Consider the following 24,508-nt stretch of genomic DNA (forward strand, 5'->3'; position numbering starts at 1 on the left):
CCCCCGTCTCCTCCGCCGCCGGAGTCGCCACCACCGCCGCCGTCCCAACCGCCGGAGTCGGAGCCGCCGTGGTGGCCACCGCCGTGGTGACCGCCGCCGTGGTGGCTGTCGCCATCGACGATGAACGGCATTCCGGAGTCCGAAGTCGTACCCCCGCGATGCTTCGACCCGCCGGCACGTCGTCTGGCCTGCACGGTGATCGTGACGACGATGACCGCGACGACGGCGAGGACCACGATCATGATGACGGTTGAGCTGTCCATGGCTCGACCGTAGCGATGTCCGACGGCTGTCGCATCACCCGCGCGGCGAGTATCGGCGTCAGGCCGGACCTCAGCGCCTCGGGATCGTGGAACCGCGGAGGACGAGGCGGCCCGGCAGATACTCGACACCCTGCGCGACGTCCGTGCCCTCGATCGCCTCGAAGATGCGGGTGGCGGCGAGTCGGCCGAGCTGTTGCAGGTTCGCGTCGATCGACGACAGCTCCGGCCGCGAGTTGGTGGCCAGGATCTCCCAGTTGTCGAAGCTGACGACGGCGACGTCGCTCGGGACGTCGCGCCCGAGGTCGCGGACGGTGTCGAGGACGCCGCGGGCGATCTGGTCGGAACCGGCGACGATGCCGTCGATCTCCGGGTGCTGTGCCAGCAGCATCGCCGCCGCATCGCGACCCCAATGCTCGGTCCACTCCGAGAACATCGGCGTGCCGACGAGGTCCAGACCCGCCGCGGCGAGGGCGTTCTGCACGCCCGTCACGCGGTCCCTGGCCGCCGCGTACTGCGGTTCGCCCGTGATCATCGCGATGCGGGAACGGCCGCACGCGATGAGGTGCTCGACGGCCAGGCGCCCGCCGTCGCGGTTGTCGGGGGTGATCGACACGTCGGTCGGGTCGTCGGACGGCGCGTAGGCGTAGACGACCGGGACGGGCAGTTTGTGGCCGAGCGAGGGGCGTGGATCCGTCGTGCGGCCCACGACGATGATGCCGTCGACCCGTCGGGTGAGGAGTGCGTTGAGATGATGCTGCTCGCGGATGGCGTCCCCGCGGGCGTCGCAGAGGAACACGTTGACCTGCCCGGCACCGAACGCGTCCTCGGCGCCCATGAGGATGGGGATGACGAAGCGGCCCTCGAGGTCGCTCGTCAGGAGGCCGACGGTGCCGGTGCGCCCGTTGATCAGGCTCCGGGCGAGTTCGTTGGGGGTGAAGGCGACCTCCTTGGCGGCGTCGAGCACCCGCTGCCGGGTCTTCGGGGCGACCTCGCTCCGTCCGTTGATGGCCTTTGAAGCGGTGGCCATCGAGACGCCTGCGATCCGGGCGACGTCGCCCAAGGTCGCCGCTCGGCCGGGGGTACCGGTCACCGAAGCACCGACATCACTGTCTGGCATTGCTCCCCCTCTTCGTTTCCGAAACGTTACCGGACTTCGCTCTTGACGCTACACCGATCCCAGGCTAGCTTTACCGAAAGGCGTTTCGATAGTTTCGAAAACCTCCCATGTACCGCCGGGCCCGACCGGTCCGCTCAACGATGAGTCAGAGGAGTCACCATGCGCAGCACGCACACCAGACGGATGCAGCGGGTCGGAGGGGTGTTGGCCGCCAGCGCCCTCCTCGTCGGCCTCGCCGCCTGTTCCTCCGGGGGCGGTGGCAGTTCCCCACTCGCCAGCGCCGGGCCCGAGGGCGTCGACGATGGATCCGAGCTCACGCTCTGGACCCGCGCCCCACTCGAGAAGCAGGCGAAGCTCCTCGTCGAGGCCTACAACGCCTCGCACGAGAACCAGGTGAAGCTCACCGTGGTCCCGAACGACGACTACGTCGCGAAGGTCGGTGCGGCGGCCGGCTCCGACAGCCTCCCCGACCTGTTCGCCGCCGACATCGTGTACGTCCCGAACTGGGTCGAGCAGGGCCTGTTCCAGGACCTCACCGCGAACATCGACGGGCTCGACTTCAAGGACGAGATCAATCAGGGCCACCTCGCCGCCGGCACTTCCGACGGCAAGGAGCACGTCCTCCCGTTCGTCCTCGACCTCTCGATGCTGTTCTGGAACAAGGAGCTCTACAAGGAAGCCGGGCTCGACCCCGAGCAGGGCCCGACCACACTGGCCGAGTTCGCCGAGGACGCGAAGGCCGTCCAAGCCCTCGACAAGCCCGACACCTACGGCACCGCGACCGGCCTCAACTGCGGCGGTTGCCTCGTCTTCACCTGGTTCCCCAGTGTGTGGGCCGACGGCGAGCAGGTCATGAACGAGGAGGGCACCGAGTCGCTCCTCGCCGAGGACGGCGCCAAGGAGGTCTACAGCACGTGGGCCGACCTCTGGAAGTCGGGCGCCGTGCTCCCGTCCTCGAAGGACGAGGCCGGACCCACCTGGACCGCCGGCTTCACCGAGGGCAAGGTCGGCGTCATGCCGTACCCGGCGACGCTGCTCTCCTCCACCCCGTTCGACGTGGGCGTGTCCGGCATCCCGGGCCCGAAGGGCGGCGACTCGACCTTCGTCGGTGGCGACGGGATCGGCGTCTCGAAGGACAGCAAGAAGGCCGCACAGTCGTGGAACTTCCTCAGCTGGCTGATGTCCGAGGACGCGCAGGTCGGTGTCCTCGCGAAGGACAACGACGTCGTCTCCCGCTCCGACCTCGCCGAGAACGAGTACTCGAGCAAGGACCCGCGCCTCGTCACGATCAACGAGGTCGCCTCGAAGGGCGACACCCCGTACTCGCTGAACTTCCAGGAGGCCTTCAACTCGCCGACCAGCCCGTGGCTGACGCTCGTGCGGAACGCGGTCCTCGAGGGCTCCGACACGGTCGACGCCGACAACGACGCGATCACGGACGTGCTCTCGCAGTAGTCCGATCCGCCGGTGCGCCGCCGCATCCGCACCGCGACGGCGCACCGGCACCCACTCGTCTCGAAAGGTCCACCCATGAGTACCACCCTCGCCAGACGAGGCCCGACGGACTCGGTCGGTGCCAGGAAGCGTCGCGCCGTGCACGCCCGCACCGGCTGGTTGTTCGCGCTCCCCACGGCCGTGTTCGTCATCCTCCTGTTCCTCGTCCCGCTGGGACTCGTGTTCCAGATGGCAGCCTCCGACTGGCCACTCCTCGGTGGCAACCAGGGGTGGAACCTCCCCGAGAACTTCCCCAAGGCGATCGACAACCGGTTCTTCCTCGACTCGGTGGTCTTCACGCTGAAATACACGGCCATCGCGACGGTCCTGCTCATCGGACTCGGACTCGGCCTCGCGCTCCTCGTGCAGGAGTCCAGCCGGTGGAAGGGCTTCCTCCGCACCGCGTTCCTCATCCCGAGCGCCCTCGGCCTCGCCTCGGCGTCACTCCTCTTCTACGTGCTGTACTCGCCGATCGCGGGCCCGTTCGCCGACCTCACGAAGGCCATGGGCTTCACCTTCCTCGGGACCCCGGACGCGGCGCTCTGGTCGACGGTGTTCCTCATCGTCTGGCGCTTCGCCGGGTTCTACATGCTGCTCATGCTCGTGGGCCTGCAGGGCATCCCGGAGGAGGTCTACGAGGCGGCACGAATCGACGGCGCGTCGCGCTGGCAGACCTTCCGCGACATCACCGTCCCGCTGCTGAAGCCGACCCTCGCCCTCACGACGGTGATGTGCGTCACCGGCTCACTCCTCGCGTTCGAGCAGTTCTACATCCTCACCAAGGGCGGTCCCGACAACAGCACGATCACCATCGTGCAGCTCATCTACAACGTGGCGTTCCAGGGCCCGAACAACCTCGGCGTCGCGGGCGCGCTGTCGGTCATCGTGCTCGCCGCGCTCATCGTCATCAACATCGTGCAGATCCGCGCGTTCAGCAAGAAGGTCGAGGACTGAGCATGACCATCACCCGAAAGGAACCGGCCACCGTCACCTCGACGATGCCCGACGTCCGTGGTCACGGGCGCACGCGCGGCCGCGGACGCGACGGGAAGCCGACGAACGTCTTCGGTATCGCCATCCGGATGCCGTTCTGGATCTTCACCGCGGCGCTCGCCGTGATCTTCCTCTACCCGCTCGTCTGGACGGCCGTCCGTTCGGTGTCGCCGCTCGCCGGTACGAACCAGACCGAGGGGTGGGGGCTCGGCAACTACATCACCCTCGCCGGGTACCAGGACGGCATCCTGCAGTACATCGGCAACTCGGTGTTCGTCTCGTTGCTGACCGTGATCCTCACGCTCGTCATCTCGCTGTTCGGCGGGTACGCGTTCGCGAGGTTCCAGTTCCGCGGCAAGAACGCCCTGTTCCTCGCCACCATCGCGATCCTGATGGTCCCGTACGCGACGCTGCTCATCCCGCTCTACGTGCTGCTCAACCTGGTCGGGCTCTCCAACTCGCTCGTCGGCGTGGCGCTCGTGCTCACCATGTTCCAGCTGCCGTTCTCGACCTTCATGATGCGGATCGCGTTCGAGTCGATCCCGAAGGAGCTCGACGAGGCCGCGATGGTCGACGGCTGCACGTCCTGGAGCGTGCTGTGGAAGGTCCTCGTGCCGGCCGTGAAGCCGGGGCTGATCACGGTCGGCCTGTTCGCGTTCCTCGCGGCGTGGAACGACTTCATGGCGCCACTCATCCTCATCAACGACTCGGCGAAGATGACCCTGCCGCTCGCGGTCTCGAACCTGCGCGGCCAGGTCCAGGGCGTCGTCGACTACGGCGCGACCGAAGCCGGCGTCGTGGTCCTCGCGCTGCCGTGCATCCTCCTCTTCCTCATCCTCCAACGTCACTACGTGCGCGGCTTCATGTCCGGCGCCTTCAAGGGGTAACCATGAGCACCACCACCAGCACCACGCCCACGACGCCAACGACGTCGGTGACCGCCGCAGCCCCGGTCGTCCCCACCACCGGCGCGCTCACGCCGCTCGGCCTCGACGAGGTGCGCATCACCGACGGCTTCTGGGCCGACCGCCAGCAGGTCAACGGCACGGCGACGCTGCCGCACGTCGAGCACTGGCTCGAGCGGGAGGGGTGGCTCCGCAACTTCGACCTCGCCGCCGCCGGGACCCTTCCGGAGGGGCGCCGCGGACGCGAGTTCGCCGACTCCGAGGTCTACAAGTACCTCGAGGCCGTCGCGTGGGAGCTCGGACGGCTCGGCGGTGACGAAGCGCTCGAGTCGCGGTTCCGCGCGATCGTCGACCGGGTCGCCGCCGCGCAGGAGGCCGACGGCTACTTGAACACCCGCTTCGGTCGCCCGGGTCAGGGTGAGCGCTGGTCGGATCTCGAGTGGGGGCACGAGCTGTACTGCCTCGGCCACCTCTTCCAGGCGGCCGTCGCCCGGGAGCGGACGAGCCCGGGCTCCGACGACGGGCTCCTCGGGATCGCGACGCGGGCTGCGGACCTCATCTGCGAGGTCTTCGGCATCGACGGCATCCAGTCCGTGTGCGGGCACGCCGAGGTCGAGGTGGGGCTCGCAGAGCTGTCACGGGTGACGGGCGAGCCGCGCTACCTCGAACTCGCGTCGCTGTTCGTCGAGCGTCGCGGCACCGGCGTGCTCCAGGACATCGAGTGGGGCCGCGCGTACTTCCAGGACGACGTGCCGATCCGCGAGGCGGAGGCGTTGCGGGGCCATGCGGTCCGCGCGAACTACCTCGCCGCCGGGGCCACCGACATCGCGGTGGAGCACGGCGACGACGGCCTGCTCGACGCGCTCCGCCGCCAGTGGGACCGGACGATCGCCCGCCGCACCTACCTGACCGGCGGTCAAGGATCGCACCACCAGGACGAGGCGTTCGGCGAGGACTTCGAGCTGCCGTCCGACCGCGCCTACTCCGAGACCTGTGCCGGTATCGCGTCGATCATGTTCAGCTGGCGGCTGCTGCTCGAAGACCGCGACGTCCGCTACGCCGACCACATCGAGCGCGTCCTGTACAACGTCGTCGCGACCTCGCCGTCGGCCGCCGGCACCGCGTTCTTCTACGCCAACACCCTGCACCAGCGCACGCCGGGGGAGTCGAGCCCAGACGACGAGGTGTCGCCGCGGGCGTCGTCCTCCGAGCGTGCGCCGTGGTTCGACGTGTCGTGCTGTCCACCGAATGTGGCCCGGACGCTCGCGAGCCTGGCGGCGTTCGTCGCCACGAGCGACGACCACGGCGTGCAGATCCACCAGTTCGCGTCGGCGACGATCGACATGGTCATCGGCGGCGAGCACGGCGGGCGCTTCCGTGCGGAACTCGCGACGGACTACCCGCGGTCCGGCGTCGTCGCCGTGCGCATCGTGGAGGCGCCGAACGGACCGGTGACCGTCTCGCTGCGCGTGCCGTCGTGGGCTGATGACGCGGTGGTGACCGTCCGACACCTCGACGGTGCCTCCGTGGATCGTGCCGTCACCCCTGGCTACGCCGACGTCGAGCGGTCCTTCGTCCCCGGTGACGTGGTGGAGCTCACGTTCAGCGTCCGTCCGCGGGTCACCCTGCCGGATCCTCGCGTGGACGCCATCCGTGGCAGCGTTGCGATCGAGCGCGGACCCGAGGTCTACTGCGTCGAGTCGGTGGACCTCCCGGGCGGTGACGAGACGATCGCCCGCATCGAGGTGGGGGAGGGTGTCGTCCCCGTCGAGGACGCGGACGGTCGGCTGTCGATCGAGCTGCGCACCCGGAGTCTCGCCGACACCGCCTGGCCGTACGGCGACGCCTTCGTCGCGACGGGAGCCGACGAGACGTTCACCGCGAGCATCGCGCCGTACCATTCCTGGGCCGAGCGCGGGCCGTCCACGATGCGTGTCTGGATCCCGATCGCCCGGGCGTGAGGGCGGAGCGCGTCATACTGGTGTCTCGTCGACCAGCGATCCGGAAGCAGCCATGACGTATCCTCCGAACCCTCAGGTCCCTTCTGGCCAGCCGCCGTATGGCCAGGCACCCTACGGCCAGGCGCCGTACGGCCAGGCGCCGTACGGCCAGGCGCCGCACGGCCAGGCGCCGCACGGCCAGCCGCAGTGGGTCGCGCCCCCGCCCCGGGGCGCCAGCTCGCCGGACGACCTGACGCTGCCGCTCTACGGGGCGACGTTCCGTCAGGCGACCAAGCGGTTCTTCAAGCAGTACGCGAACTTCTCGGGTCGTGCATCGCTCAGTGAGTACTGGTGGAGTTCGCTGCTGACGACGCTCCTGATGCTCGTCCCGACGCTGCTGATCACCGTCGGCGCGATCATGACCGCTGTCTCCGCGGCAGCGGCCGCTGCAGAGGAGCGAGACCTGTCGGGGAGCGGATACGACTTCGCGGACCCTGGGCCCATGGGGTTCGGCGTGCGCGTCCTGCTCATCGCCGGCGTCGTGCTGCTGCTCGTCGCCTGGGTGGCGCTCATCGTGCCGAGTCTGGCGATCGCCTGGCGGCGCCTGCACGATGCAGGGTTCCCCGGCCCCTACTACTTCCTCACCCTCGTGCCGTCGGTCGGGAGCATCATCGTCCTCGTCCTCATGCTGCTGCCGTCGAAGCCCGAGGGGCAGCGCTTCGATCGCCCCTCACAGGTGTCGTCCGGACGCTGAGGTCGCAGGAGACGCGGTTCACTGCGGTAGTGCGGCGACCTTCCGCAGCAGGACCTCACGCTCGCGGTCGTTCGCTGCGAGGTGCGCGGCGGTCAGGAGGTCCGAGCGCGCCTCCTCGTCGTCGTCCTCCGCGCCGGTGCCGGTCCTGCCGGCGCCGGTCATGTCCGTCTCGCGCCGGTCGTGCTCAGGCCGGGTCGACCGACGGCTTCGCCACACCTTCCTGCGCCCGCCACTCCTTCTCCTTCTGGAGGTACTCGTTGTCGGCGTGGTCGGCGAAGTCCGTCTCGTCGGTCACGCGGCGCACCTCGATCTTGTTGCCGGGGCCGAGCGGAGCGCGGCTCGCCCATTCGATGGCCTCCTCGCGCGTGGCGACCTCGATGGTCCAGAACCCGTTGAAGAGCTCGTGGAGTTCGCCGTAGGGGCCGTCGGTGACGATCGGCGCCTCGGTCGTGAACTCGACGACGGCACCCTGCGCGGCATCGGTGAGGCCGTCACCGCCGACCATCACGCCGGCGTCGATCATCGACTCGTTGTAGGCGCCCATCGCGTTGATGACCGCTTCGAAGTCCATGTCCTCGAGTTTCTCGACGGACTCACTGTTGCGCATGATGAGCATGTATCTCGACATCGTCTTCTCCTGTCGTCGGGGGCGCCGATCGCCCGCCTCACTCTGACGTCGAACGGCGAACTCGGAGATCGACATCGCGGTCAGAATATCCTCGGCGGGTGCCCGACGGGGAGGGTGAACGGAGCGCGGCGATCAGGTGTCCGGCCGGAGAACAGCGGCGGACGGAGGTCGAAGTTCACAGCCCAGGCAACAACTGTGGGTCGATACTGGGTCCATGGCAACTGAGATCGACCACGAAGAGATCATCCGTCAGCTCACCGCGAAGTTGAGCGAGAAGTACTCGGGGGTCGATTCCGCTCGGATCGGTGAGCTCGTGCGCGAAGAGGTCAGCGCGCTCGCTGAGCGTCCGGTCCAGGATTACGTGACCGTCCTCGCCGAGCGTGCGGTCAAGAAGTCGCTCAAGCGCTCCGAGAAGTAGCGGTCCCGGCCCGAGTCGGACTACGGCCGGTGGGGTCTGCTCGTCAGCGCCTCGATCGCGACCACGATGACGATGCAGACGACGAGCAGGGTGAACACGTTCGGGTTCAGGGTCAGCGCATAGACGACGACGGCGACCAGGACCAGGACACCGATGATGACGATCGCACGGCGTGGTGATCTCCGCCTCGTCCGGTCCAGGTCTGCCATGGTGCCCCCTCGCTGATGGTCGGTCGAATCTCCAGACTATGAGTGCCCGGCCACCCGCGCGTCCAGTCTCAGTCGGTAGACTCACCTCGGGTACTTTTGTCGACGAGTCGACAGAAGCGGTTCCGTGCCGTGTGAGACAGGTGGGGAAGCGCCCGTCGGTGCCCGCCCGAAGCTACGAAGGAGTACCCATGAGCGCACCGTCCGTGCAGCTGTACACCGTCCGCGACGCCATCGCCGAGGACCTGCAGGGCGCCGTCGCCCGCATCGCCGAGATCGGTTTCACGAAGGTCGAACCTTATGCGTTCGTCGAGCGTGCGGCCGAGTTCGAGACCGCCTTCGCCGCCGCCGGCGTCACGGCCCCGTCCGGCCACGCGCCCGTCATCGACGCCGCCGACCCGGCGGTCGCGTTCGATGCGGCGTCGCGGCTCGGGGTCGGGACGGTCATCGACCCGTTCATCCCCACCGACCGCTGGCAGACCGCCGACGACGCGGCACGTCTCGCCGAGCGCGTCAACGAGCTCGCCGTCCAGGCGGCGGCGTCCGGCCTGAAGTTCGGCTACCACAACCACAACTGGGAGTTCTCGACCCACGTCGACGGGCGCCCGATCTTCGAGCTCTTCGTCGAGCAGCTGTCGCCCGAGGTCGTCCTCGAGATCGACACCTTCTGGTCGACGGTCGGCGGAGCGGACACCCCGGCGTTCCTCCGTTCGCTCGGGGACCGCGTGCAGTTCCTGCACATCAAGGACGGCATCATCTCCGGTGACATCGCCACCGCACTGCCGAGTAGCGAGAGCGCGCTCGTCGTGCCCGACGCGCTCGCCCAGGCGTTCGCGAACCAGCAGCCCGCGGGTCAGGGCCAGGTCGACATCCCGGCGATCCTCGCCGCCGCACCGCACGCGACCCGCGTCGTGGAGTTCGACGGCTACAGCAAGGAGATCTTCGGCGGCGTCGCCGAGTCCTACGCCTGGCTCGCCGAGAACGACAAGTAGGCGCGCGGCACCTCGACAGGCTCGGTGACCCGCGGGGATGCGTGTTCTAGGCGTGGACGAGTGTTCGGGGGCACTTCGACAAGCTCAGTGACCGAGACACCCGTTCCCTGAGCCTGTCGAAGGGCCCACGGTGTGGCGTGTTCTGGGCGTGGAGGTGTGTTCGGGGCACTTCGACAAGCTCAGTGACCGGGGTCGGCTCGGCGGCCGGCACTCAGAACGGCGGGACCGCGTCCGGTTCCGTGCGGTGTCGCCTGCCGTCGGGTGTGGTCCACTCGAGGACGCCTTCGGGTCGATGGTCGAGCGACCACCCGGGCAGATGCTTCAGTCGGTGGTGATGTCGGCAGACGCACGCCAGATTGCCGACGCTCGTGGTGCCGCCGTCGGCCCAGGCGACGGAGTGGTCGAGATCGCAGGCCCGAGCCCGTCTCCCGCAACCCGGCGCGCGACAGGTGACGTCGCGGAGGCGGACCGCTCGCTGCAGATCCGCGGGCGCGCGGTACTGCTGCCGCCCGACCGAGACGACCGCACTCGTCTCCGGGTGGGTGAGCACCCTCGTCATCGAGGGGGCGTTGACCGCGAGCCGCGCCGCGGTCTCGGGGTCGATCGGGCCGTAGCCGTCGAGGGTCGCCGGGGCCTCGCTCAGCCCCAGGAGGCTGAGCACGGGCACGGTGAGGTTCACCGTGGGCTGGATGTCGTCGAGCACCTCCACCGGCCGGGCGATCGGTGAGCGCCGGCCCTCGGGGTCGGTCTGGTCGGCCGAGGTGGTACCGCTGATGCAGAGCGAGCCGAGCGCGTCGGCGCGCAGCTGCTGACACGTGCGGTCGTCGTCCGTCAGGTGGGCGGCACCGAGGAGCGCGTCGAGGTGTTCTCCGATCGCGACGGCGACGGGCGCCGTGGTGAACAGATGAACCCACGCCATGCCGTCTGCTGCAGGCTCGATCTCCACCCGACGGTCGGCCTCCGACCTGGCCGCCCGCACGGTGATGGACTCCGGGTGCAGTCGCTCGCGGAGGGTGCGGGCCTGGTGCTGCAGTCGTGCGACGGTGGACTGCTCCGCGATGGAGAGGACCGTTTCGAGGAACGCGGCTCGCCCGTGCACCGGGATGTCTTGGAGCTGATCGGTGATGGTCCGCGCGTGCCGGCTCGAGATGCGACCGTCCTCCAGCGCGCGAAGGACATCCGGGGCATCGGCGACGAGCCGTTCGGCATCGCCGGTGGCTCGATGCAGGGTCTGCTCGGAGGCACGCGTCGCCATGGCGAGCGTCGCACAGGTGGAACGACGGATGAGCGCCTTCCGCTGTGCGGGCGTCTCGTCGTGCGACACGAGGCTGTCCGCCATGGCGTCGGCCAGGGCTGCCGACCTCGCGAGGAGACGAGCCTCCCGCGCGTCGAGTGCTGCACGCTCGCGCGCGATGCCGGCGAACTCGTCGGACAATTCCGCGAGGCGCTCTTCGAAGACGTCCACCGCGCGCAGCGGGAGGGTGGTGGAGGTCTCGGTCATCACTCCAGTCCACCACGGGCCACTGACATTCGAGATGGTCAGTGACGAGGCCCAAACGGATTCGACGAGCGGTCGGGATGTGGAGCGGGGTCGCCCTTCGACAAGCTCAGTGACCGGGTGTGTGGCTCAGTGACCGGGACCCCGGTCCCTGAGCTTGTCGACGGGTGTGCTTGGTGAACGGGAACGCGGTCCCCGAGCCTGTCGACGGGCGCCTGAGCCCGCTCCTCGCTCAGCCGCCGAGCGGGGTCCGGATCACGCGGAACGCACCCGCCGGGATGACCACCGCACCCGAGACCACCGGCTCGCCCGTCAGGAGCTCGACCGCACCGGTCGTCGTGAGCTGTGCATCCTCGTCGCCATGGTTGATCGCGATCGTGAACGACGCCTCCTCGCCCCAGCGGGTCACGATCTCCAGCCCGAGCGGCGGTACCGGCGGCGCGTCGACGGCTGCCTGCTCCAAGGCTTCGGACAGCAGCTCCGACAGTCCGGCCTCGTCGAGCTTCGTGGAGACGTACCAGGCGGTGCCGGCGCCGAACCGGTTGCGGGTCACCGCGGGCTGACCGGCGGCGGGGCCGGTGACGTAGCCCGACGCGGCCTCGGCTCCCTCGAGCACGATGTCGTCGCTCCAGCTCGAGCCGGTCCGTCCGTCGTCCAGCTGGACGGTCTCTCCCTCGTGCAACGGCAGGAACTCCGGGACCGAGAGGCCCAGCACCCGACGGAACGCTCCCGGTGCGCCACCCTCCCAGACGGCGTCGTGCTCGTCGACGACGCCCGAGAAGTACGACACGACGAAGGCGCCGCCGCCCTCGACGTACGCGGTGAGGGCGGCGGAGGTCTCGCGGTCCGCCAGGTACAACGACGGGGCGAGGACGAGGCGGTAGCCGCTCAGGTCGTCGTGCGGGTGCACGAAGTCGACGGTGACGCCAGCCCGCCAGAGGGCGGCGTAATAGGCCTCGACGCGCTCGCGATGGTCGAGCTCGACCGACGGGCGCCACTCGAGGTCCTGGGCCCAGAACGACTGCACGTCCCAGAGGATCGCGACCTCGCTGCGCACCCGGGAGCCCACCAGCTCGTCCAGTTTGCCGAGGTCGTGACCGAGTGCCATGACCTCACGCCAGATGCGACTCTCCGTGCCGGCATGGGGGAGCATCGCCGAGTGGAACTTCTCCGCGCCGTACCGCGAGGCGCGGAACTGGAAGTAGAGGATCGCGTCGGCCCCGCGGGCCAGGTGGCTGGCGCTGTTGCGGGCGAGTTCGCCTGCGCGCTTCGCGATGTTGCGCGGCTGCCAGTTCACCGCCGAGGTGGAGTGCTCCATGAGGATCCACGGGTCGCCGCCGGCGAGCGAGCGGGTGAGGTCCGAGTCGAGCGCGAGCAGGATGTGGTTGTCCTCCCGCTCCGCGACGAGGTAGTAGTCGTTGGCGACGATGTCGACCTCACGGCTCCACGCCCAGTAGTCGATCGAGCGACAGTTCGTGGCCATGAAGTTCGTCGTCACCGGGGTCTCCGGTGCGTACCGCTTGATGATGTCGCGCTCGGCGACGTAGCACTCGAGCAGGATGTCCGAGGTGTAGCGGGCGAAGTCGAGTCGCTGCGTCTGGTTGACGACGGAGGCCGAGACGCGCGGTGCGTCGATCTCGTCCCACTCGCCGTAGTCCTGGCCCCAGAAGCGGGTGCCCCAGGCGGCGTTGAGTGCCTCGAGTGAGCCGTAACGCCGCTGCAACCACGCCCGGAAGGCGAGCACCGAGCCGTCGGAGTAGTCCTCGCTGATCGGTGCGCCGTACTCGTTGTGCACGTGCCAGAGGACGACGGCCGGGTGCGATCCGTAGCGGGCGGCGAGCTGCTCGGTGATCGCGGCTGCAGCGCGACGGTAGGCGGGGGAGCTGGGGCTCGCGATGCCGCGTGAGCCGTGGCCGAGTCGCAGTCCCTCGCGGGTGACCGGGTGAGCCTCGGGGTGGCGCTTCCAGAACCAGGCCGGTGGCACCGTCGTCGGCGTCGCGAGGTCGACCGAGATGCCGGCCTCGTGCAGCAGACCGATGATGTCGTCGAGGAAGCTGAAGTCGTATTCGCCCTCGCGCGGTTCGAGGACCGCCCAGGAGAAGATCCCGACGCTCACGAGGTCGACACCGGCCGCCTGCATGAGGGCGATGTCCTCGAGCCAGGTCTCCCGTGGCCATTGCTCGGGGTTGTAGTCGCCGCCGTAGCGGAGGCCGGTGGTGCCGGGGATCCAGGTGGCCCGTGCGGTGAGCGGGTCGAGCTCGATGGTCATGCTGCGTCTCCTGTGACTCAGTGGGCCGAGAGCGGATCCATTCGATCGCCTGGCTGTGTGCGCTCCCAGTTCTATCACAGACTCGGGCGACAGGTTTCGCAGGATTTTCGATGTTGACAACGTTAAACGGTTGTGAATAACTGTAACCGCTCACAGGTACAACGACGTTCTCCATCGAAGCGTCGCTGCCCCGCACCAGAGCGCCCCAGCTTTCGACAAGGAGGACGAATGCGCAGCACGCTTCGCCACATCGGCATCGCCACGGTCGCCACGACGGCCCTACTGCTCTCCGGATGCTCGGCATCCTCGGGCGGCACGGAGTCCGGCCCCGTCAAACTCACCTACTGGGCCTGGGCGCCCAACCTCGAGCAGGTCGTGGAGCTGTGGAACGAGGACCACCCCGACATCCAGGTGGTCGTGCAGAAGCAGGACGGCGGCGACCCCGCCATCACCAAGCTGCTCACGGCCATCAAGGCCGGCAGTGGCGCTCCCGACCTCATCCAGGCCGAGTACCAGAAGATCCCGACGCTCGTGGCGTCCGACGCGCTCGCCGACATCTCGAAGCAGGGCGCAGCCGATCTCAAGGACGACTTCTCCGACGGCGTGTGGAACTCGGTCACGCTCGGTGGCGATGCGGTCTACGCCGTCCCGCAGGACTCCGGCCCCATGATGGCCTACTACCGCACCGACATCCTCGACAGCCTCGGCCTCAGCGTGCCGACGACGTGGGACGAGTACGCACAGGTCGCCCGGGCCGTCCACCAGGCCGACCCGACGAAGTACCTCGGCACCTTCTCCGCGAACGACGCGGGCTGGTTCGCCGGACTCGCGCAGCAGGCGGGTGCTTCGTGGTGGTCGATCGACGGCGACAGCTGGGGAGTCGACATCGACGCCGGCCCGACCGAGCAGGTCGCCTCGTACTGGGGCGGACTCGTCGAGGAGGGCGCGATCGACAACAAGCCGATGTACACGCCCGAGTGGAACGCCGGGCTGAACGACGGTTCGCAGGTCGGTTGGATCTCCTCCGTCTGGGCACCCGGCGTCCTCGGCGGCAACGCCCCCGACACGGCCGGCAAGTGGACCGCGGCCGAGCTGCCGCAGTGGGACGCCTCGAAGCCCTCCAACGGCAACTGGGGTGGGTCGTCCACCGCGGTGACCACGCAGTCGAAGCACGCCGAAGCCGCCGTCGAGTTCGCCACCTGGTTGAACACCGACCCGAAGGCCGTCGCCGCGCTCGCCGACGTGTCCGGGGTCTACCCGGCCGCGACGAAGGTCGCCGCCGACGCCCTGAAGACGTCGCCCGAGTTCTTCAGCCAGCAGAGCGACTTCTACGACATCGCGTCGAAGGCCTCCGAGACCGTCGCGCCGTTCACCTACGGCCCGAACGTCAACGTCGCCTTCAGCGCCTACAACGACGAGTTCGCGAAGGCGGCCGAAGCGAAGACCGCGCAGGCGTTCTCCGACGCCGTCGCCGCGATGCAGTCCATCACCATCGACGACCTGAAGAAGAGCGGCTTCTCGGTCAAGTAGTCCCACGGGGCCGGCTCATCGAGCCGGCCCCGCTCCCGCCCTCGACCCAAGGAATCGGCATGGCTGCACCATCCGCGCTGGACACGATCCGGCCCACCCAGGATCCGCCGACGGGCTCGCGTCCGCCGGCCCGATCGCGCAAGAACCTGAAGAGTCGGGTGCTCATCCCGTACGCGATGCTCGCCCCCGGCATCATCCTGTTCCTCGTGTTCATGGCGGCGCCCATCGTCTACACGCTGTTCCTGAGCTTCCAGAAGAAGCAGGTCACGGGGCTCGGCCTCGGCTCCGGTGCTCGTACGACCGCCTTCGCGGGCTTCGAGAACTACCTCGGCGCATTCAACGACCCGGAGTTCGCGGCGAGTGTCGGACGCGTGCTGCTGTACGGCCTCATCCTCATCCCGTGCATGCTCGGACTCGCCCTGCTCTTCGCGCTGCTGCTCGACTCCCGTCGCACCCGGGCGGTCTCGTTCTCGCGCATCTCGATCTTCCTGCCGTACGCGGTGCCCGCGGTGATCAGCTCGCTGCTCTGGGGCTTCCTCTACCTCCCGGCCGTGAGCCCCTTCTACGCGATCTTCGACAGCCTCGGCTGGGACGCCCCGGAGATCCTGTCCTCGGGGACCATCATCTTCGGCATCGCGAACATCGCCCTCTGGGGTGGCGTCGGCTTCAACATGATCGTCATCTACACCTCGCTGAAGGCCGTGCCGAGTGAGATCTACGAGGCCGCCCGCATCGACGGCGCGAGCGAGATCCAGATCGCACTGCGGATCAAGATCCCGATCGTCGCCCCAGCGCTCGTCATGACGGCCCTGTTCTCGATGGTCGCCACCCTGCAGGTGTTCGCCGAGCCGACGACGTTGCGGCCACTCACGAACAGCCTCTCCACGAGCTGGTCGCCGCTCATGCTCGTCTACCGCGACGCGTTCACCCGTGACGACATCTACTCGGCCGCCGCGACCTCGATCATCATCGCCGTCGCCACCTTCATCGTCTCCTTCCTCTTCCTCCGGGTCGTGCAGAAGCGAGCCTTCGGTCAGGAGGACTGACACCATGACCACGCTTCGACTCGACCGACCCGCCGGTGCGCGACGCCGCGAACGCGCCGGCAGCACGACCATGCGCTCCGACCGGCCCAGCGGCATCTCGACGGGCATCCTCATCCTCGGCGCGATCTACTGCCTCTTCCCCGTCTTCTGGGTGCTCATGGCATCCACGAAGAGCAGCGGCGAACTGTTCTCCACCTTCACCCTCGTGCCGAGCACCCATCTGTTCGACAACATCGTCGAGCTGACCCAGTACCGCGACGGACTCTTCTGGCGCTGGATGGTGAACACCGCGCTCTACGCGGGCATCGGCGCCATCGCCTCCACCTGGGTCTCCGCGATCTCGGGCTACGTGCTCGCCAAGTTCGACTTCCCGGGCAAGCGCACCGTCTTCAGCATCCTGCTCATGGGCGTGCTCGTGCCGGGGGTCATCCTCGCGATCCCGCAGTACTTCCTGCTCGCGAACGTCGGGCTGACGAACACCTTCTGGGGTGTGCTCCTGCCGCAGATCATCAGCCCGTACGGCATCTACCTCGCCCGCATCTACGCGGCCGCAGCGGTGCCGACCGACGTCATCGAGGCGGCCAGGACGGAGGGCGCGGGCGAGTTCCGCATCTTCGGACGCATCGCGATGCCGATGATGCTGCCCGGACTCGTGACGATCTTCCTGTTCCAGTTCGTCGCCATCTGGAACAACTTCATGCTGCCGTACATCATGCTCGGCGACGACTCGCTGTTCCCGATCACCGTCGGCCTCAACGGGCTGCTCAACCAGGGTGCCTCCGCCCCCGCGCTGTACACCCTCGTGATCACGGGTGCCCTGCTCGCCATCGTGCCGCTCATCCTGATCTTCCTCATCCTGCAGCGCTTCTGGCGGGTGGACCTCGCGGCCGGTGCCGTGAAGGCATGAGCCGCCGTGGCCCGCGCGGTGGCAGCGGAACGTGCCGCCGTCGTGCGCGAAGCCTCAGCACTAGGCTGACGGGATGACCACCGTCCCGTCCCGTCGGCGCCCGACGATCGACGACGTCGCGGAGGCCGCCGGTGTCTCCCGCGGCACGGTGTCGCGGGTGCTGAACGGCGGGCGTTGGGTCAGCCAGGACGCGAAGGCGGCGGTGGACGCGGCGATCCGGAAGACCGGCTACCGCGTGAACCCGCACGCGCGGAGCCTCGCGACGAACCGCACCGGATCGGTCGCGTTCCTCCTCACCGAGGACCACCAGCTGCTTTTCGAGGACCCGAACTTCTCGATGCTGCTGACGGGGGCCGCGCAGGCGCTCGCCGAACGGCAGCTGTCGCTCGTGCTCATCATGGCGGGCAGTGCTGCCGAGCAGGAGCGGGCTCTCGCCTACATCGAGGCGGGTCACGTCGACGGCGTGCTGCTCGTCTCGGCGCACAGCGGACAGCGGCTCATCAGCGACATCGTGGACTCGAAGGTCCCGGCCATCGCGTGCGGCATCCCGCTCGGGTTCCAGAAGCGCCTCGGGTACGTGGCCGCGGACGACCTCGAGGGCGCCCGAGAGATGGTCGCGCACCTGCGTGGGCTCGGCCGGACGCGGATCGCGACGATCGCCGGACCCGAGGACACCCCGGGCGGCGTCACACGGCTCGAGGGCTACCGGCTCGAACTCGGCGAGGCGTACGACGCCCGGCTCGTCCGGCACGGCGACTACGGCCGCGCGAGTGGTGAGGCGGCGATGCGCGAGCTACTCGAGGCCGACCCGACGATCGACGCCGTCTTCGTGGCCAACGACCGCATGGCCGCCGGCGCCATCGACGCTCTGCGAACCGCCGGCCGACGCGTGCCGGAGGACGTCGCCGTCGGCGGCTTCGACGACTCGAGCATCGCGGTCGGCACCGACCCGGCCCTCACGACGATGCGTCAGCCGTTCGAGCGGATCAGCGCCGAGATGGTGCGCCTCCTCCTGCAGGTCATCGAGGGCGAGCGTCCCGCGGCGATCACGCTCCCGACGGAACTCGTGGTCCGCGACTCGGCGTAGCGCGGGCGGCGTTCCGGTCCCTGCACTTCGACAAGCTCAGTGACCGAGTGGGGCTCGGTGACCGAGTGGGGCTCGGTGACCGAGTGGGGCTCGGTGACCGAGTGGGGCTCAGTGACCCGGGTGCGGGCGTGCGCAACCCCACGACGATCATCCGGCGCTCGGTCAGGATGGAACCATGAGCGACCAGTCCGACACCACCACCCAGCCCGATCCCGACACCGTACCCGGCATCCCGGACGCGGAGTCGCTGGAACCGACGAAGCGCACCATCGCGATCCTCGGTGCCAACGGCGACCTGGCCAAGCGGCTCCTGATCCCCGGCCTCGGCGAGGTCGTCGACGCCGCACGCGACATCTCGCTACAGATCATCGGTGCCGCCCGCACGCCGCAGCCGAACGAGGAGTGGCGTGCGACCGTCCGCGCCAGCCTCGAGGACGCCGGGATCGGGGCCCGGACCGTCGACGCGCTGGTGTCGACGACGGAGTTCATCCCGACCGACGCCTCCGACCCCGACGAACTGCGTGCACTGCTCGACGCCTGCACCGGCTCACCGATCCTCTACATCGCGCTCCCGCCGTCCGCCGGGCGCAAGGTCGCCGAGGCGCTCGCGCAGATCGACCTGCCCGACGACCTCCTCATCGCCATCGAGAAGCCCTTCGGCGACGACCTCGCCGACGCCCAGGCGCTCAACGCGGCGCTCGCCGACGTCGTGCCGGAGGAGCGTCTGTGGCGCATCGACCACTTCCTCGGCAACGCGACCGTCCTCGGGATGCTCGGCCTCCGCTTCGGCAACCGACTCCTCGAGGCGGGCTGGAACGCGGAACAGATCGAGAAGGTGGAGATCCTCTACGACGAGGAGCTGGGGCTCGAGGGTCGTGCGGCGTTCTACGACCAGACCGGCGCGCTCCGCGACATGCTGCAGAGCCACCTGCTGATGGTCCTCGCGCTCACCGCGATGGAGCGGCCGGACGCGGTGACGCCGACCGACGTCCACGACCGCATCGCCGAGGTCCTCGGAGCCGTCCGGCTGTGGAAGGACGACCCGTCGACCGCCCGTCGCGCCCGGTACACCGAGGGTCGGGTCGGCGACCGGCTCTTCCCCTCCTATGTGGACGAGCCCGACGTCGACGCCTCCCGGGAGACGGAGACGCTCGCACAGCTCCTGCTCCAGGTCGACACCCCGCGCTGGCAGGGGGTGCCGTTCGTCCTGCGCTCCGGCAAGGGGATCGGCGACCCGCGCCGCGAGGTCGCCGTCCACTTCCGCCGCTCGGCCGCGCCGACGGGGCTCGACGCTCCCGACGGACACGCCGACACCGTCCTCCGGATGTCACTCAAGGGCGGTGCGGTGCACCTCGACCTCATCGTGACCGGGGCCGATGACGTCGACGGCCTGCGCCGGGTCGAGCTCGAGGCGGACCCTGGTGCCGCGACCCTGAGCGCCTACGCGCAGGTGCTCGCCGGCCTCCTGCAGGAGAACACGCTGCTGTCGGTGCGCGGCGACATCGCCGAGCAGTGCTGGCGCATCGTCACCCCGGTCGTCACCGCCTGGGCCGCCGGCGAGACGCCGCTCGAGGAGTACGAGGCGGGGAGCGCCGGTCCGACGGACTGGTGACCGGGCTCTGACGCACTGCTGACCGCCTGACACGAAACGACCCGCGCCGAATGATCGGCGCGGGTCGTTTCGTGTCAGTGGGCGGTTACGCCGACGGCTTCAGGACGACCTTGATGCAGCCGTCCTCCTTCTTCTGGAAGGTCTCGTACATCGCCGGAGCCTCGGCGAGCGACACGCGGTGGGTCGCGAGGTCGAGCACGCCGAGCGGGTCGGTGCTGTCCTCGACGAGGGGGAGCAGCGTCGGGATCCAGCGGGCGACGTTGCACTGACCCATCCGGAGCGACACCTGCTTGTCGAACATCGACTTCATCGGCATGATGTCCGCCTCACCGGCGTAGACGCCGCTCAGGGACACGACGCCGCCACGGCGGACGAGCTCGAGCGCGGTGTGCAGGGCGGCGAGCCGGTCGATGCCGGCGTGCTCCATGGCCGGTCGCGCGAGCGCGTCGGGCAGCACGCCGACGGCCGTCTGTGCCGCAGCCGCGATCGGTGACCCATGGGCCTCCATGCCGACGGCGTCGACGACCCCGTCCGGGCCGCGTCCACCGGTGGCGTCGCGGAGCTCCGCGACCAGGTCGTCCGAGAGGTCGAGGGCACGGATGCCGTGGCGCTCGGCGAGGGCACGGCGCTCCGGCACCGGGTCCACGGCGAAGACCTCGAGACCGCGGTGCTTGGCGATGCGAGCCGCGAGCTGGCCGACCGGGCCCAGGCCGAGCACGGTGATCGAGCCGCCGTCCGGCACCCCGGCGTATTCGACGCCCTGCCAGGCGGTCGGGAGGATGTCACTCAGGTAGAGGTAGGACTCGTCGGGCAGGTCGCGACCGACGACGATGCAGTTCGCGTCGGCGAGCCGGACCTGCAGGAACTCGGCCTGTCCGCCCGGCACCTGGCCGTAGAGCTTCGTGTAGCCGTACAGGGAGGCGCCGCTGCCGTGCTCCTTCACCTGGGTCGTCTCGCACTGCGACTGCAGCCCGTTGCGACACATGAAGCACTCGCCGCACGCGATGGTGAAGGGGATGACGACCCGGTCGCCGACCGCGACGCGGGTGACCTCGGAGCCGACGGCCTCGACGACACCCATCGTCTCGTGGCCGAGGACGTCACCGCGGTCGAGGAACGGGCCGAACAGTTCGTAGAGGTGGAGGTCGGAGCCGCAGATGGCCGCCGAGGTGACACGGATGATCGCATCGGTGGGGGCGGTGATCGCGGGGTCCGGGACGGTCTCGACCGACACCGACCGGCGACCCTGGTACGTGAGTGCGCGCATGGATGCTCCTTCGTCGTTGTCCGTCCACCCTGCGCCTCCCTGGCGTCGGGCGACTGGGGGTGGACGTCTCGTCGGAGGGCTGATACGAGCTCAGCGTGCCGCGTCGGCGGCCACGCGCTGGAGACTGGCGAGCACCGACCGGACCGCGGACCGCGCCATCGCCTCCGGTCTGGCCAGGACGTCGACGTGCCGGGCGAGGACCGCGCCGGCGACCGGTCGGAGGATCATGCCGTCGACGGCCAACGGCGCCGCCGTGGTGCGCGGCATGACGGCGATCGCAGCTCCGGTGCGGACCACCTGGGCGGCGACCGAGAACTCGTTGATGCGGTGGTCGATCCGCGGCGCCCGTCCGCTCAGAGCGCCCAAATGGTGGAGGACGCCGGCGAGCGGGAACCCTTCGTGCGTCGAGATCCAGCGTTCGTCCCGCAGATCTTCCGGCCGTACCTCCGATTGTGCGGCCAGCGGATGCGTCTCGTGCATCGCGATGTCCAGGGGCTCGACGAGCAGCGGCGTCACGACGAGGCGGTCGAGCGGCCACGCCGGCTCGTGCGGGAGGCGGTGGGCGATGACGAGGTCGTAGTCGGCGGTGAGACCGGCGAAGCGGTCCTGCGCGACGTCGGCGTCGGCGAGGAGGAGCCGCGGAACCGGACCGGTCGCATCGACTCCGGGGACGGGACCGCCCGCGAGCAGCGGTCCGAAGAACGCCAGCCCAGCGCTGTGGAACGCGGAGACGCTCACGGGGCGCTGCTCGTGCTGGAGGAAGGAGTCCACGGCGTCCCTGGCCTCGGCGAGTGCCTCCTCCACGCGCGCGGCGGCGATGGCGAGGGCTTCGCCGGCCTCGGTGAGGACGAGTCGACGCCCGTGCTTCTCGGTGAGGGGCACCGGCATGGTGGCCTGCAGCGCGGCGAGCTGTTGCGACACGGCCGAGGCGCTGACGTGCATGGCCGCGGCGACCGCAGCGACGCTCCCGCGGTCGCCGAGTTCGCGGAGGAGCCGGAGGCGGGCAGGATCCATAAGTGATTCCTTCATCGTCGATCCAGACACTGGCCGTTGTTCTGTCGTGTCCGTCTCCTGGAGAGTAGCGGCATGGCTCGCCGCGCACCCTCCGAACTCATCGTCGACGTGTTGCTCGTCGGGGTCGCAGCGGTCTGGGGCGCCAGCTTCCTCGCGGCGAAGGACCTCGCGGCCGTCACCGGTGTGCCGGCCGCGGTCGCCCTGCGCTTCCTGGCGGCGGTGATCGCCATCGGGCTCATCTGCCTCGTGCGGCGGGAGCGCCTGCCGCGCGGACGGGGCCTGCTGATCGCGGCGGCACTCGGCTGCTCGCAGGCCGCGATCATCGGCCTCGAGACGTGGGGCGTACACCTGACCTCGGCGACGAACGCCGGGCTGCTCATCAGCCTCGCGCTCGTCATGACGCCGGTGCTCGACGGTGTCGCCTCGCGGTCCTGGCTCCCGAGGTCCTACTTCGTCGCCGCGGTCGCAGCCGTGGTCGGTGTCGCGCTGCTCGTGTCGGACGGCGGCCTCCGCGCACCCACCGCGGGTGACGCGCTCGTGATCGCCGCCGCCGTCGTCCGCGCGGTGCACGTGACGTCGAGCGCGCACCTGACCCGAGGCCGCACCGACAGCACGCTCGGCGTGGTCTTCGTCCAGATGCTCGTGTGCGCCGGCGCGTTCAGCCTCATCGCCGGTGACGGGCTCGCCGCGGCCGTCACCCGGCTCGACGTGCGCGGATGGCTGGACGTGCTGTTCCTCGGCCTCCTGTGCTCAGTGTTCGCCTTCGTCGTCCAGCTGTGGGCGGTGCGGCGGACCTCGGCCTCGCGCGCGAGCATCCTCATGGGGACGGAACCCGTCTGGGCGCTCCTCGTCGGCGTGCTCATCGCGGGGGAGGTGATCGGCCCGCTCGGTGTGCTCGGTGCGGCGCTGATCATCGTGGCGAGCTATGTCGGCCAGGCGATCGAACGTCGCCACCGTGCGCGGACGACCGGCACGGCACCCACGGCGCAGCAGGAGCCGGCGCCCGTCTGACGGGGTCTACAGCGTGGTCGCCGAGCCGGTGAACGGCGTTCCCAGCGGTGCTGTGTCCTCGATCCGGCAGGCGCGGACGTCGATCTCATGGATCGGTGTCCCCTCCCTCGACGTCGCGAGCACCCCGCGGATCGCATCGCCGACGAGGCGGAGGGTCGCCGGCACCGGAGCGCCGTCGGTCACGCCGATGGTCACGCCGATCGTCAGCGCACCGTCTGCTTCGCGACCGACGGCCACCTTCGCGGGTTCCTCGTCGTCAGGACCGACCGCATCGGCGACGGTCCGCAGGACCACACGGATCGGCGACCCGGTCGCGTAGACCGTGGTGACCCCCGGTGTCGCTGCGACGACGGCGGTGAGCTGCTGCGAGAGTGCGGCATCGGTGTCCATCAGGAGTCCTCCGGCCGGGCGACGCGCTGCGTGTGGATGTCGATGATCGTGACGTCGACGGCGACCACGTTGAGTTCGGTGTGCGTGGAGAGTTCCGCGACGACGCGATCCCGGATGAGCTGCGACAGTCGTTCGAGGTTGTTGCCGAACGCGGCCGAGGCGGTGATCGCCACCGTGACGGGCGCGTCCAGGGTCGTCACATCGCCGTCGAGGCGGACGCGACCGACGATGACCCCGCCGACGCTGTCACCCACCCCGCGGATCAGGGTGCGGACCGAACCTTCCGTGATGCGCAGGTGCACCTCGGGGTCCGGATGCCTGAGCGGGATGTCCCGACCGGCGTGCGCCTCGAGCGAGATGTTCTGGAGCACCGCGTGCATCCAGGAGCGGTCCTGCTCGGAGTGCGTCGCGGCCTCCGACTTGAGCAGCGCCCAGGTCTGGGTGCGCAGCCGGAGGAGGGCGTCGAGGGCGAGTTGGCAGCCGGGGGAGGCTTCGATGTCGGGGTCGAGGGGCTCGCGGCCGCTGTCGAGGTAGTCGGAGAGCTCGTCGATGGTGTGCCCGTCGAGGTCGGCACCTGCCAGACCGTCGAGCATGGACTCGTGGTCGTCGTCGTTCATCGCCACACCTCCATCTCCCGCAGGACGGTCTGTCTGGCCCGCGCGAGCTGCCCGCGCACCGTCGACGCCGGGACCCCGAGCGATTCGGCGATCTCGACGTACGACAGCCCGCCCGTCTCCTTCAGCATCCAGCACTCACGCTGCATGGCGGGGAGTCGGTCCAGGACCGAAGCGAGTGCGCTCATCTGCATGCGCACCTCGACGACCCGTTCCGGGGATTGATGGGACGGGGCGGGTGCATTCCAATCCTCGATCTCGCTGTGCTCGCGGCGGCGCCTGATGCGGTCGATCGCCCGGTTCGAGACCATGCGCATCAGCCAGGACTTCACCGCGTTCGGGTCGTTCAGCCGGTCCAGCTGACCCCAAGCCTGGATGAGGACGTCCTGTACGACGTCCTCCGCCTCCGACTGGTTGCCCAGCACGCGGACGGCGTAGGCGCGCATGAGGGAACCGTGCCGGAAGACGAGGACTTCGAAGGCGGTGACGTCTCCGTCGGCCGCGCGCTCGGCGAGGATGCCGTCCGAGAGGACCTCGAGCGAGCGCTTCACGG

At 69.4% G+C, this 24,508-nt stretch carries 25 protein-coding genes; 13 read left to right on the forward strand and 12 right to left on the reverse strand.

The genetic code is table 11. The features are described 5' to 3' along the window. On the reverse strand, window positions 1-263 hold a 263-nt coding region (locus A4X17_RS19765), incomplete at its 3' end, for a hypothetical protein (RefSeq protein WP_064295790.1). 70 nt (window positions 264-333) lie between these two features. Next, complete coding sequence (locus A4X17_RS11355; RefSeq protein WP_064295791.1) at window positions 334-1,380, reverse strand: LacI family DNA-binding transcriptional regulator; 1,047 nt, start codon at window positions 1,378-1,380, stop codon at window positions 334-336. Window positions 1,381-1,539: 159 nt separating this feature from the next. Here A4X17_RS11355 and A4X17_RS11360 point away from each other — a divergent pair, with 159 nt between their 5' ends. The 5 genes from A4X17_RS11360 to A4X17_RS11380 all read left to right on the forward strand — a co-directional run bounded on the left by A4X17_RS11360 (window position 1,540) and on the right by A4X17_RS11380 (window position 7,466). Beyond that, window positions 1,540-2,835, forward strand: a complete 1,296-nt coding sequence (locus A4X17_RS11360; protein ID WP_064295792.1) for a sugar ABC transporter substrate-binding protein — start codon at window positions 1,540-1,542, stop codon at window positions 2,833-2,835. Between the two features lie 75 nt (window positions 2,836-2,910). Next, window positions 2,911-3,828 (forward strand): carbohydrate ABC transporter permease, encoded by a 918-nt coding sequence (locus A4X17_RS11365; RefSeq protein ID WP_064295793.1) that lies wholly within the window; start codon window positions 2,911-2,913, stop codon window positions 3,826-3,828. A 2-nt stretch (window positions 3,829-3,830) separates the two neighbouring features. Beyond that, window positions 3,831-4,754 (forward strand): carbohydrate ABC transporter permease, encoded by a 924-nt coding sequence (locus A4X17_RS11370; RefSeq protein WP_369808457.1) that lies wholly within the window; start codon window positions 3,831-3,833, stop codon window positions 4,752-4,754. 2 nt (window positions 4,755-4,756) lie between these two features. Next, on the forward strand, window positions 4,757-6,733 hold the full coding sequence (locus A4X17_RS11375; RefSeq protein ID WP_064295794.1) for a glycoside hydrolase family 127 protein: 1,977 nt from the start codon (window positions 4,757-4,759) through the stop codon (window positions 6,731-6,733). A 52-nt stretch (window positions 6,734-6,785) separates the two neighbouring features. Continuing rightward, a complete protein-coding gene (locus A4X17_RS11380) occupies window positions 6,786-7,466 on the forward strand; it encodes a DUF805 domain-containing protein (protein ID WP_082916118.1) in 681 nt (226 codons plus the stop codon). Window positions 7,467-7,484: 18 nt separating this feature from the next. On the opposite strand, the gene A4X17_RS19265 is transcribed toward A4X17_RS11380, so the two are convergent. Together A4X17_RS19265 and A4X17_RS11385 are read right to left on the reverse strand one after the other, a co-directional pair. Beyond that, complete coding sequence (locus tag A4X17_RS19265; RefSeq protein WP_153303341.1) at window positions 7,485-7,628, reverse strand: hypothetical protein; 144 nt, start codon at window positions 7,626-7,628, stop codon at window positions 7,485-7,487. Between the two features lie 22 nt (window positions 7,629-7,650). Beyond that, entirely contained in the window at window positions 7,651-8,094 is a 444-nt protein-coding gene (locus A4X17_RS11385) for a YciI family protein (RefSeq protein ID WP_064295980.1), read from the reverse strand. A 214-nt stretch (window positions 8,095-8,308) separates the two neighbouring features. On the opposite strand from A4X17_RS11385, the gene A4X17_RS11390 reads away from it, so the two are divergent. Then, window positions 8,309-8,512 (forward strand): three-helix bundle dimerization domain-containing protein, encoded by a 204-nt coding sequence (locus A4X17_RS11390; RefSeq protein WP_064295795.1) that lies wholly within the window; start codon window positions 8,309-8,311, stop codon window positions 8,510-8,512. Window positions 8,513-8,532: 20 nt separating this feature from the next. On the opposite strand, the gene A4X17_RS11395 is transcribed toward A4X17_RS11390, so the two are convergent. Further along, on the reverse strand, window positions 8,533-8,721 hold the full coding sequence (locus A4X17_RS11395) for a hypothetical protein (RefSeq protein WP_064295796.1): 189 nt from the start codon (window positions 8,719-8,721) through the stop codon (window positions 8,533-8,535). Window positions 8,722-8,909: 188 nt separating this feature from the next. Between A4X17_RS11395 and A4X17_RS11400 the strand changes: the two genes are divergently transcribed. Continuing rightward, the gene (locus A4X17_RS11400) at window positions 8,910-9,710 is read left to right on the forward strand and encodes a sugar phosphate isomerase/epimerase (RefSeq protein WP_064295797.1); all 801 of its coding nucleotides are present in this window, start codon (window positions 8,910-8,912) and stop codon (window positions 9,708-9,710) included. Window positions 9,711-9,921: 211 nt separating this feature from the next. On the opposite strand, the gene A4X17_RS11405 is transcribed toward A4X17_RS11400, so the two are convergent. Together A4X17_RS11405 and A4X17_RS11410 are read right to left on the reverse strand one after the other, a co-directional pair. After that, window positions 9,922-11,211, reverse strand: a complete 1,290-nt coding sequence (locus A4X17_RS11405) for an HNH endonuclease signature motif containing protein (RefSeq protein ID WP_064295798.1) — start codon at window positions 11,209-11,211, stop codon at window positions 9,922-9,924. 229 nt (window positions 11,212-11,440) lie between these two features. After that, window positions 11,441-13,477 carry a beta-galactosidase gene (locus A4X17_RS11410; protein WP_064295799.1) on the reverse strand — a complete coding sequence of 679 codons (2,037 nt, stop codon included), beginning with the start codon at window positions 13,475-13,477 and terminating at the stop codon, window positions 11,441-11,443. 228 nt (window positions 13,478-13,705) lie between these two features. On the opposite strand from A4X17_RS11410, the gene A4X17_RS11415 reads away from it, so the two are divergent. The 5 genes from A4X17_RS11415 (at window position 13,706) to A4X17_RS11435 (ending at window position 19,659) form a co-directional block, all read left to right on the forward strand. After that, window positions 13,706-15,007, forward strand: coding sequence for an ABC transporter substrate-binding protein (locus A4X17_RS11415; protein ID WP_064295800.1), 1,302 nt, complete (start codon window positions 13,706-13,708; stop codon window positions 15,005-15,007). Between the two features lie 59 nt (window positions 15,008-15,066). Then, window positions 15,067-16,053, forward strand: a complete 987-nt coding sequence (locus A4X17_RS11420) for a carbohydrate ABC transporter permease (RefSeq protein ID WP_079000704.1) — start codon at window positions 15,067-15,069, stop codon at window positions 16,051-16,053. A 4-nt stretch (window positions 16,054-16,057) separates the two neighbouring features. After that, window positions 16,058-16,960: a carbohydrate ABC transporter permease gene (locus tag A4X17_RS11425; RefSeq protein ID WP_079000706.1), complete on the forward strand. Its 903-nt coding sequence runs from the start codon at window positions 16,058-16,060 to the stop codon at window positions 16,958-16,960. Window positions 16,961-17,033: 73 nt separating this feature from the next. Further along, window positions 17,034-18,047 (forward strand): LacI family DNA-binding transcriptional regulator, encoded by a 1,014-nt coding sequence (locus A4X17_RS11430; protein ID WP_064295801.1) that lies wholly within the window; start codon window positions 17,034-17,036, stop codon window positions 18,045-18,047. 175 nt (window positions 18,048-18,222) lie between these two features. Next, entirely contained in the window at window positions 18,223-19,659 is a 1,437-nt protein-coding gene (locus A4X17_RS11435; RefSeq protein ID WP_079000708.1) for a glucose-6-phosphate dehydrogenase, read from the forward strand. A gap of 85 nt (window positions 19,660-19,744) precedes the next feature. Here A4X17_RS11435 and A4X17_RS11440 read toward each other — a convergent pair whose 3' ends face one another. Next, window positions 19,745-20,926: an alcohol dehydrogenase catalytic domain-containing protein gene (locus A4X17_RS11440; protein ID WP_064295802.1), complete on the reverse strand. Its 1,182-nt coding sequence runs from the start codon at window positions 20,924-20,926 to the stop codon at window positions 19,745-19,747. Window positions 20,927-21,016: 90 nt separating this feature from the next. After that, window positions 21,017-21,940 carry a LysR family transcriptional regulator gene (locus A4X17_RS11445; RefSeq protein ID WP_064295803.1) on the reverse strand — a complete coding sequence of 308 codons (924 nt, stop codon included), beginning with the start codon at window positions 21,938-21,940 and terminating at the stop codon, window positions 21,017-21,019. Between the two features lie 72 nt (window positions 21,941-22,012). Here A4X17_RS11445 and A4X17_RS11450 point away from each other — a divergent pair, with 72 nt between their 5' ends. Further along, window positions 22,013-22,951, forward strand: coding sequence for a DMT family transporter (locus A4X17_RS11450; protein WP_064295804.1), 939 nt, complete (start codon window positions 22,013-22,015; stop codon window positions 22,949-22,951). Window positions 22,952-22,957: 6 nt separating this feature from the next. Here the strand turns inward: A4X17_RS11450 and A4X17_RS11455 are convergent, their stop codons facing one another. Genes A4X17_RS11455 through A4X17_RS11465 form a run of 3 tightly spaced genes read right to left on the reverse strand, consistent with a single transcriptional unit; the run spans window position 22,958 to window position 24,506 of the window. Next, window positions 22,958-23,341, reverse strand: a complete 384-nt coding sequence (locus tag A4X17_RS11455; RefSeq protein ID WP_064295805.1) for a hypothetical protein — start codon at window positions 23,339-23,341, stop codon at window positions 22,958-22,960. Continuing rightward, window positions 23,341-23,958: an Asp23/Gls24 family envelope stress response protein gene (locus A4X17_RS11460; RefSeq protein WP_157583466.1), complete on the reverse strand. Its 618-nt coding sequence runs from the start codon at window positions 23,956-23,958 to the stop codon at window positions 23,341-23,343. The genes A4X17_RS11455 and A4X17_RS11460 overlap by 1 nt, the downstream gene beginning before the upstream one ends. Then, entirely contained in the window at window positions 23,955-24,506 is a 552-nt protein-coding gene (locus A4X17_RS11465) for an RNA polymerase sigma factor (protein ID WP_064295806.1), read from the reverse strand. The genes A4X17_RS11460 and A4X17_RS11465 overlap by 4 nt, the downstream gene beginning before the upstream one ends. Window positions 24,507-24,508 lie beyond the last annotated feature (2 nt).

The sequence above is a fragment of the Plantibacter sp. H53 genome, assembly GCF_001650455.1.
In the GTDB taxonomy this organism is placed as follows: Bacteria; Actinomycetota; Actinomycetes; order Actinomycetales; family Microbacteriaceae; genus Plantibacter; species Plantibacter flavus_A.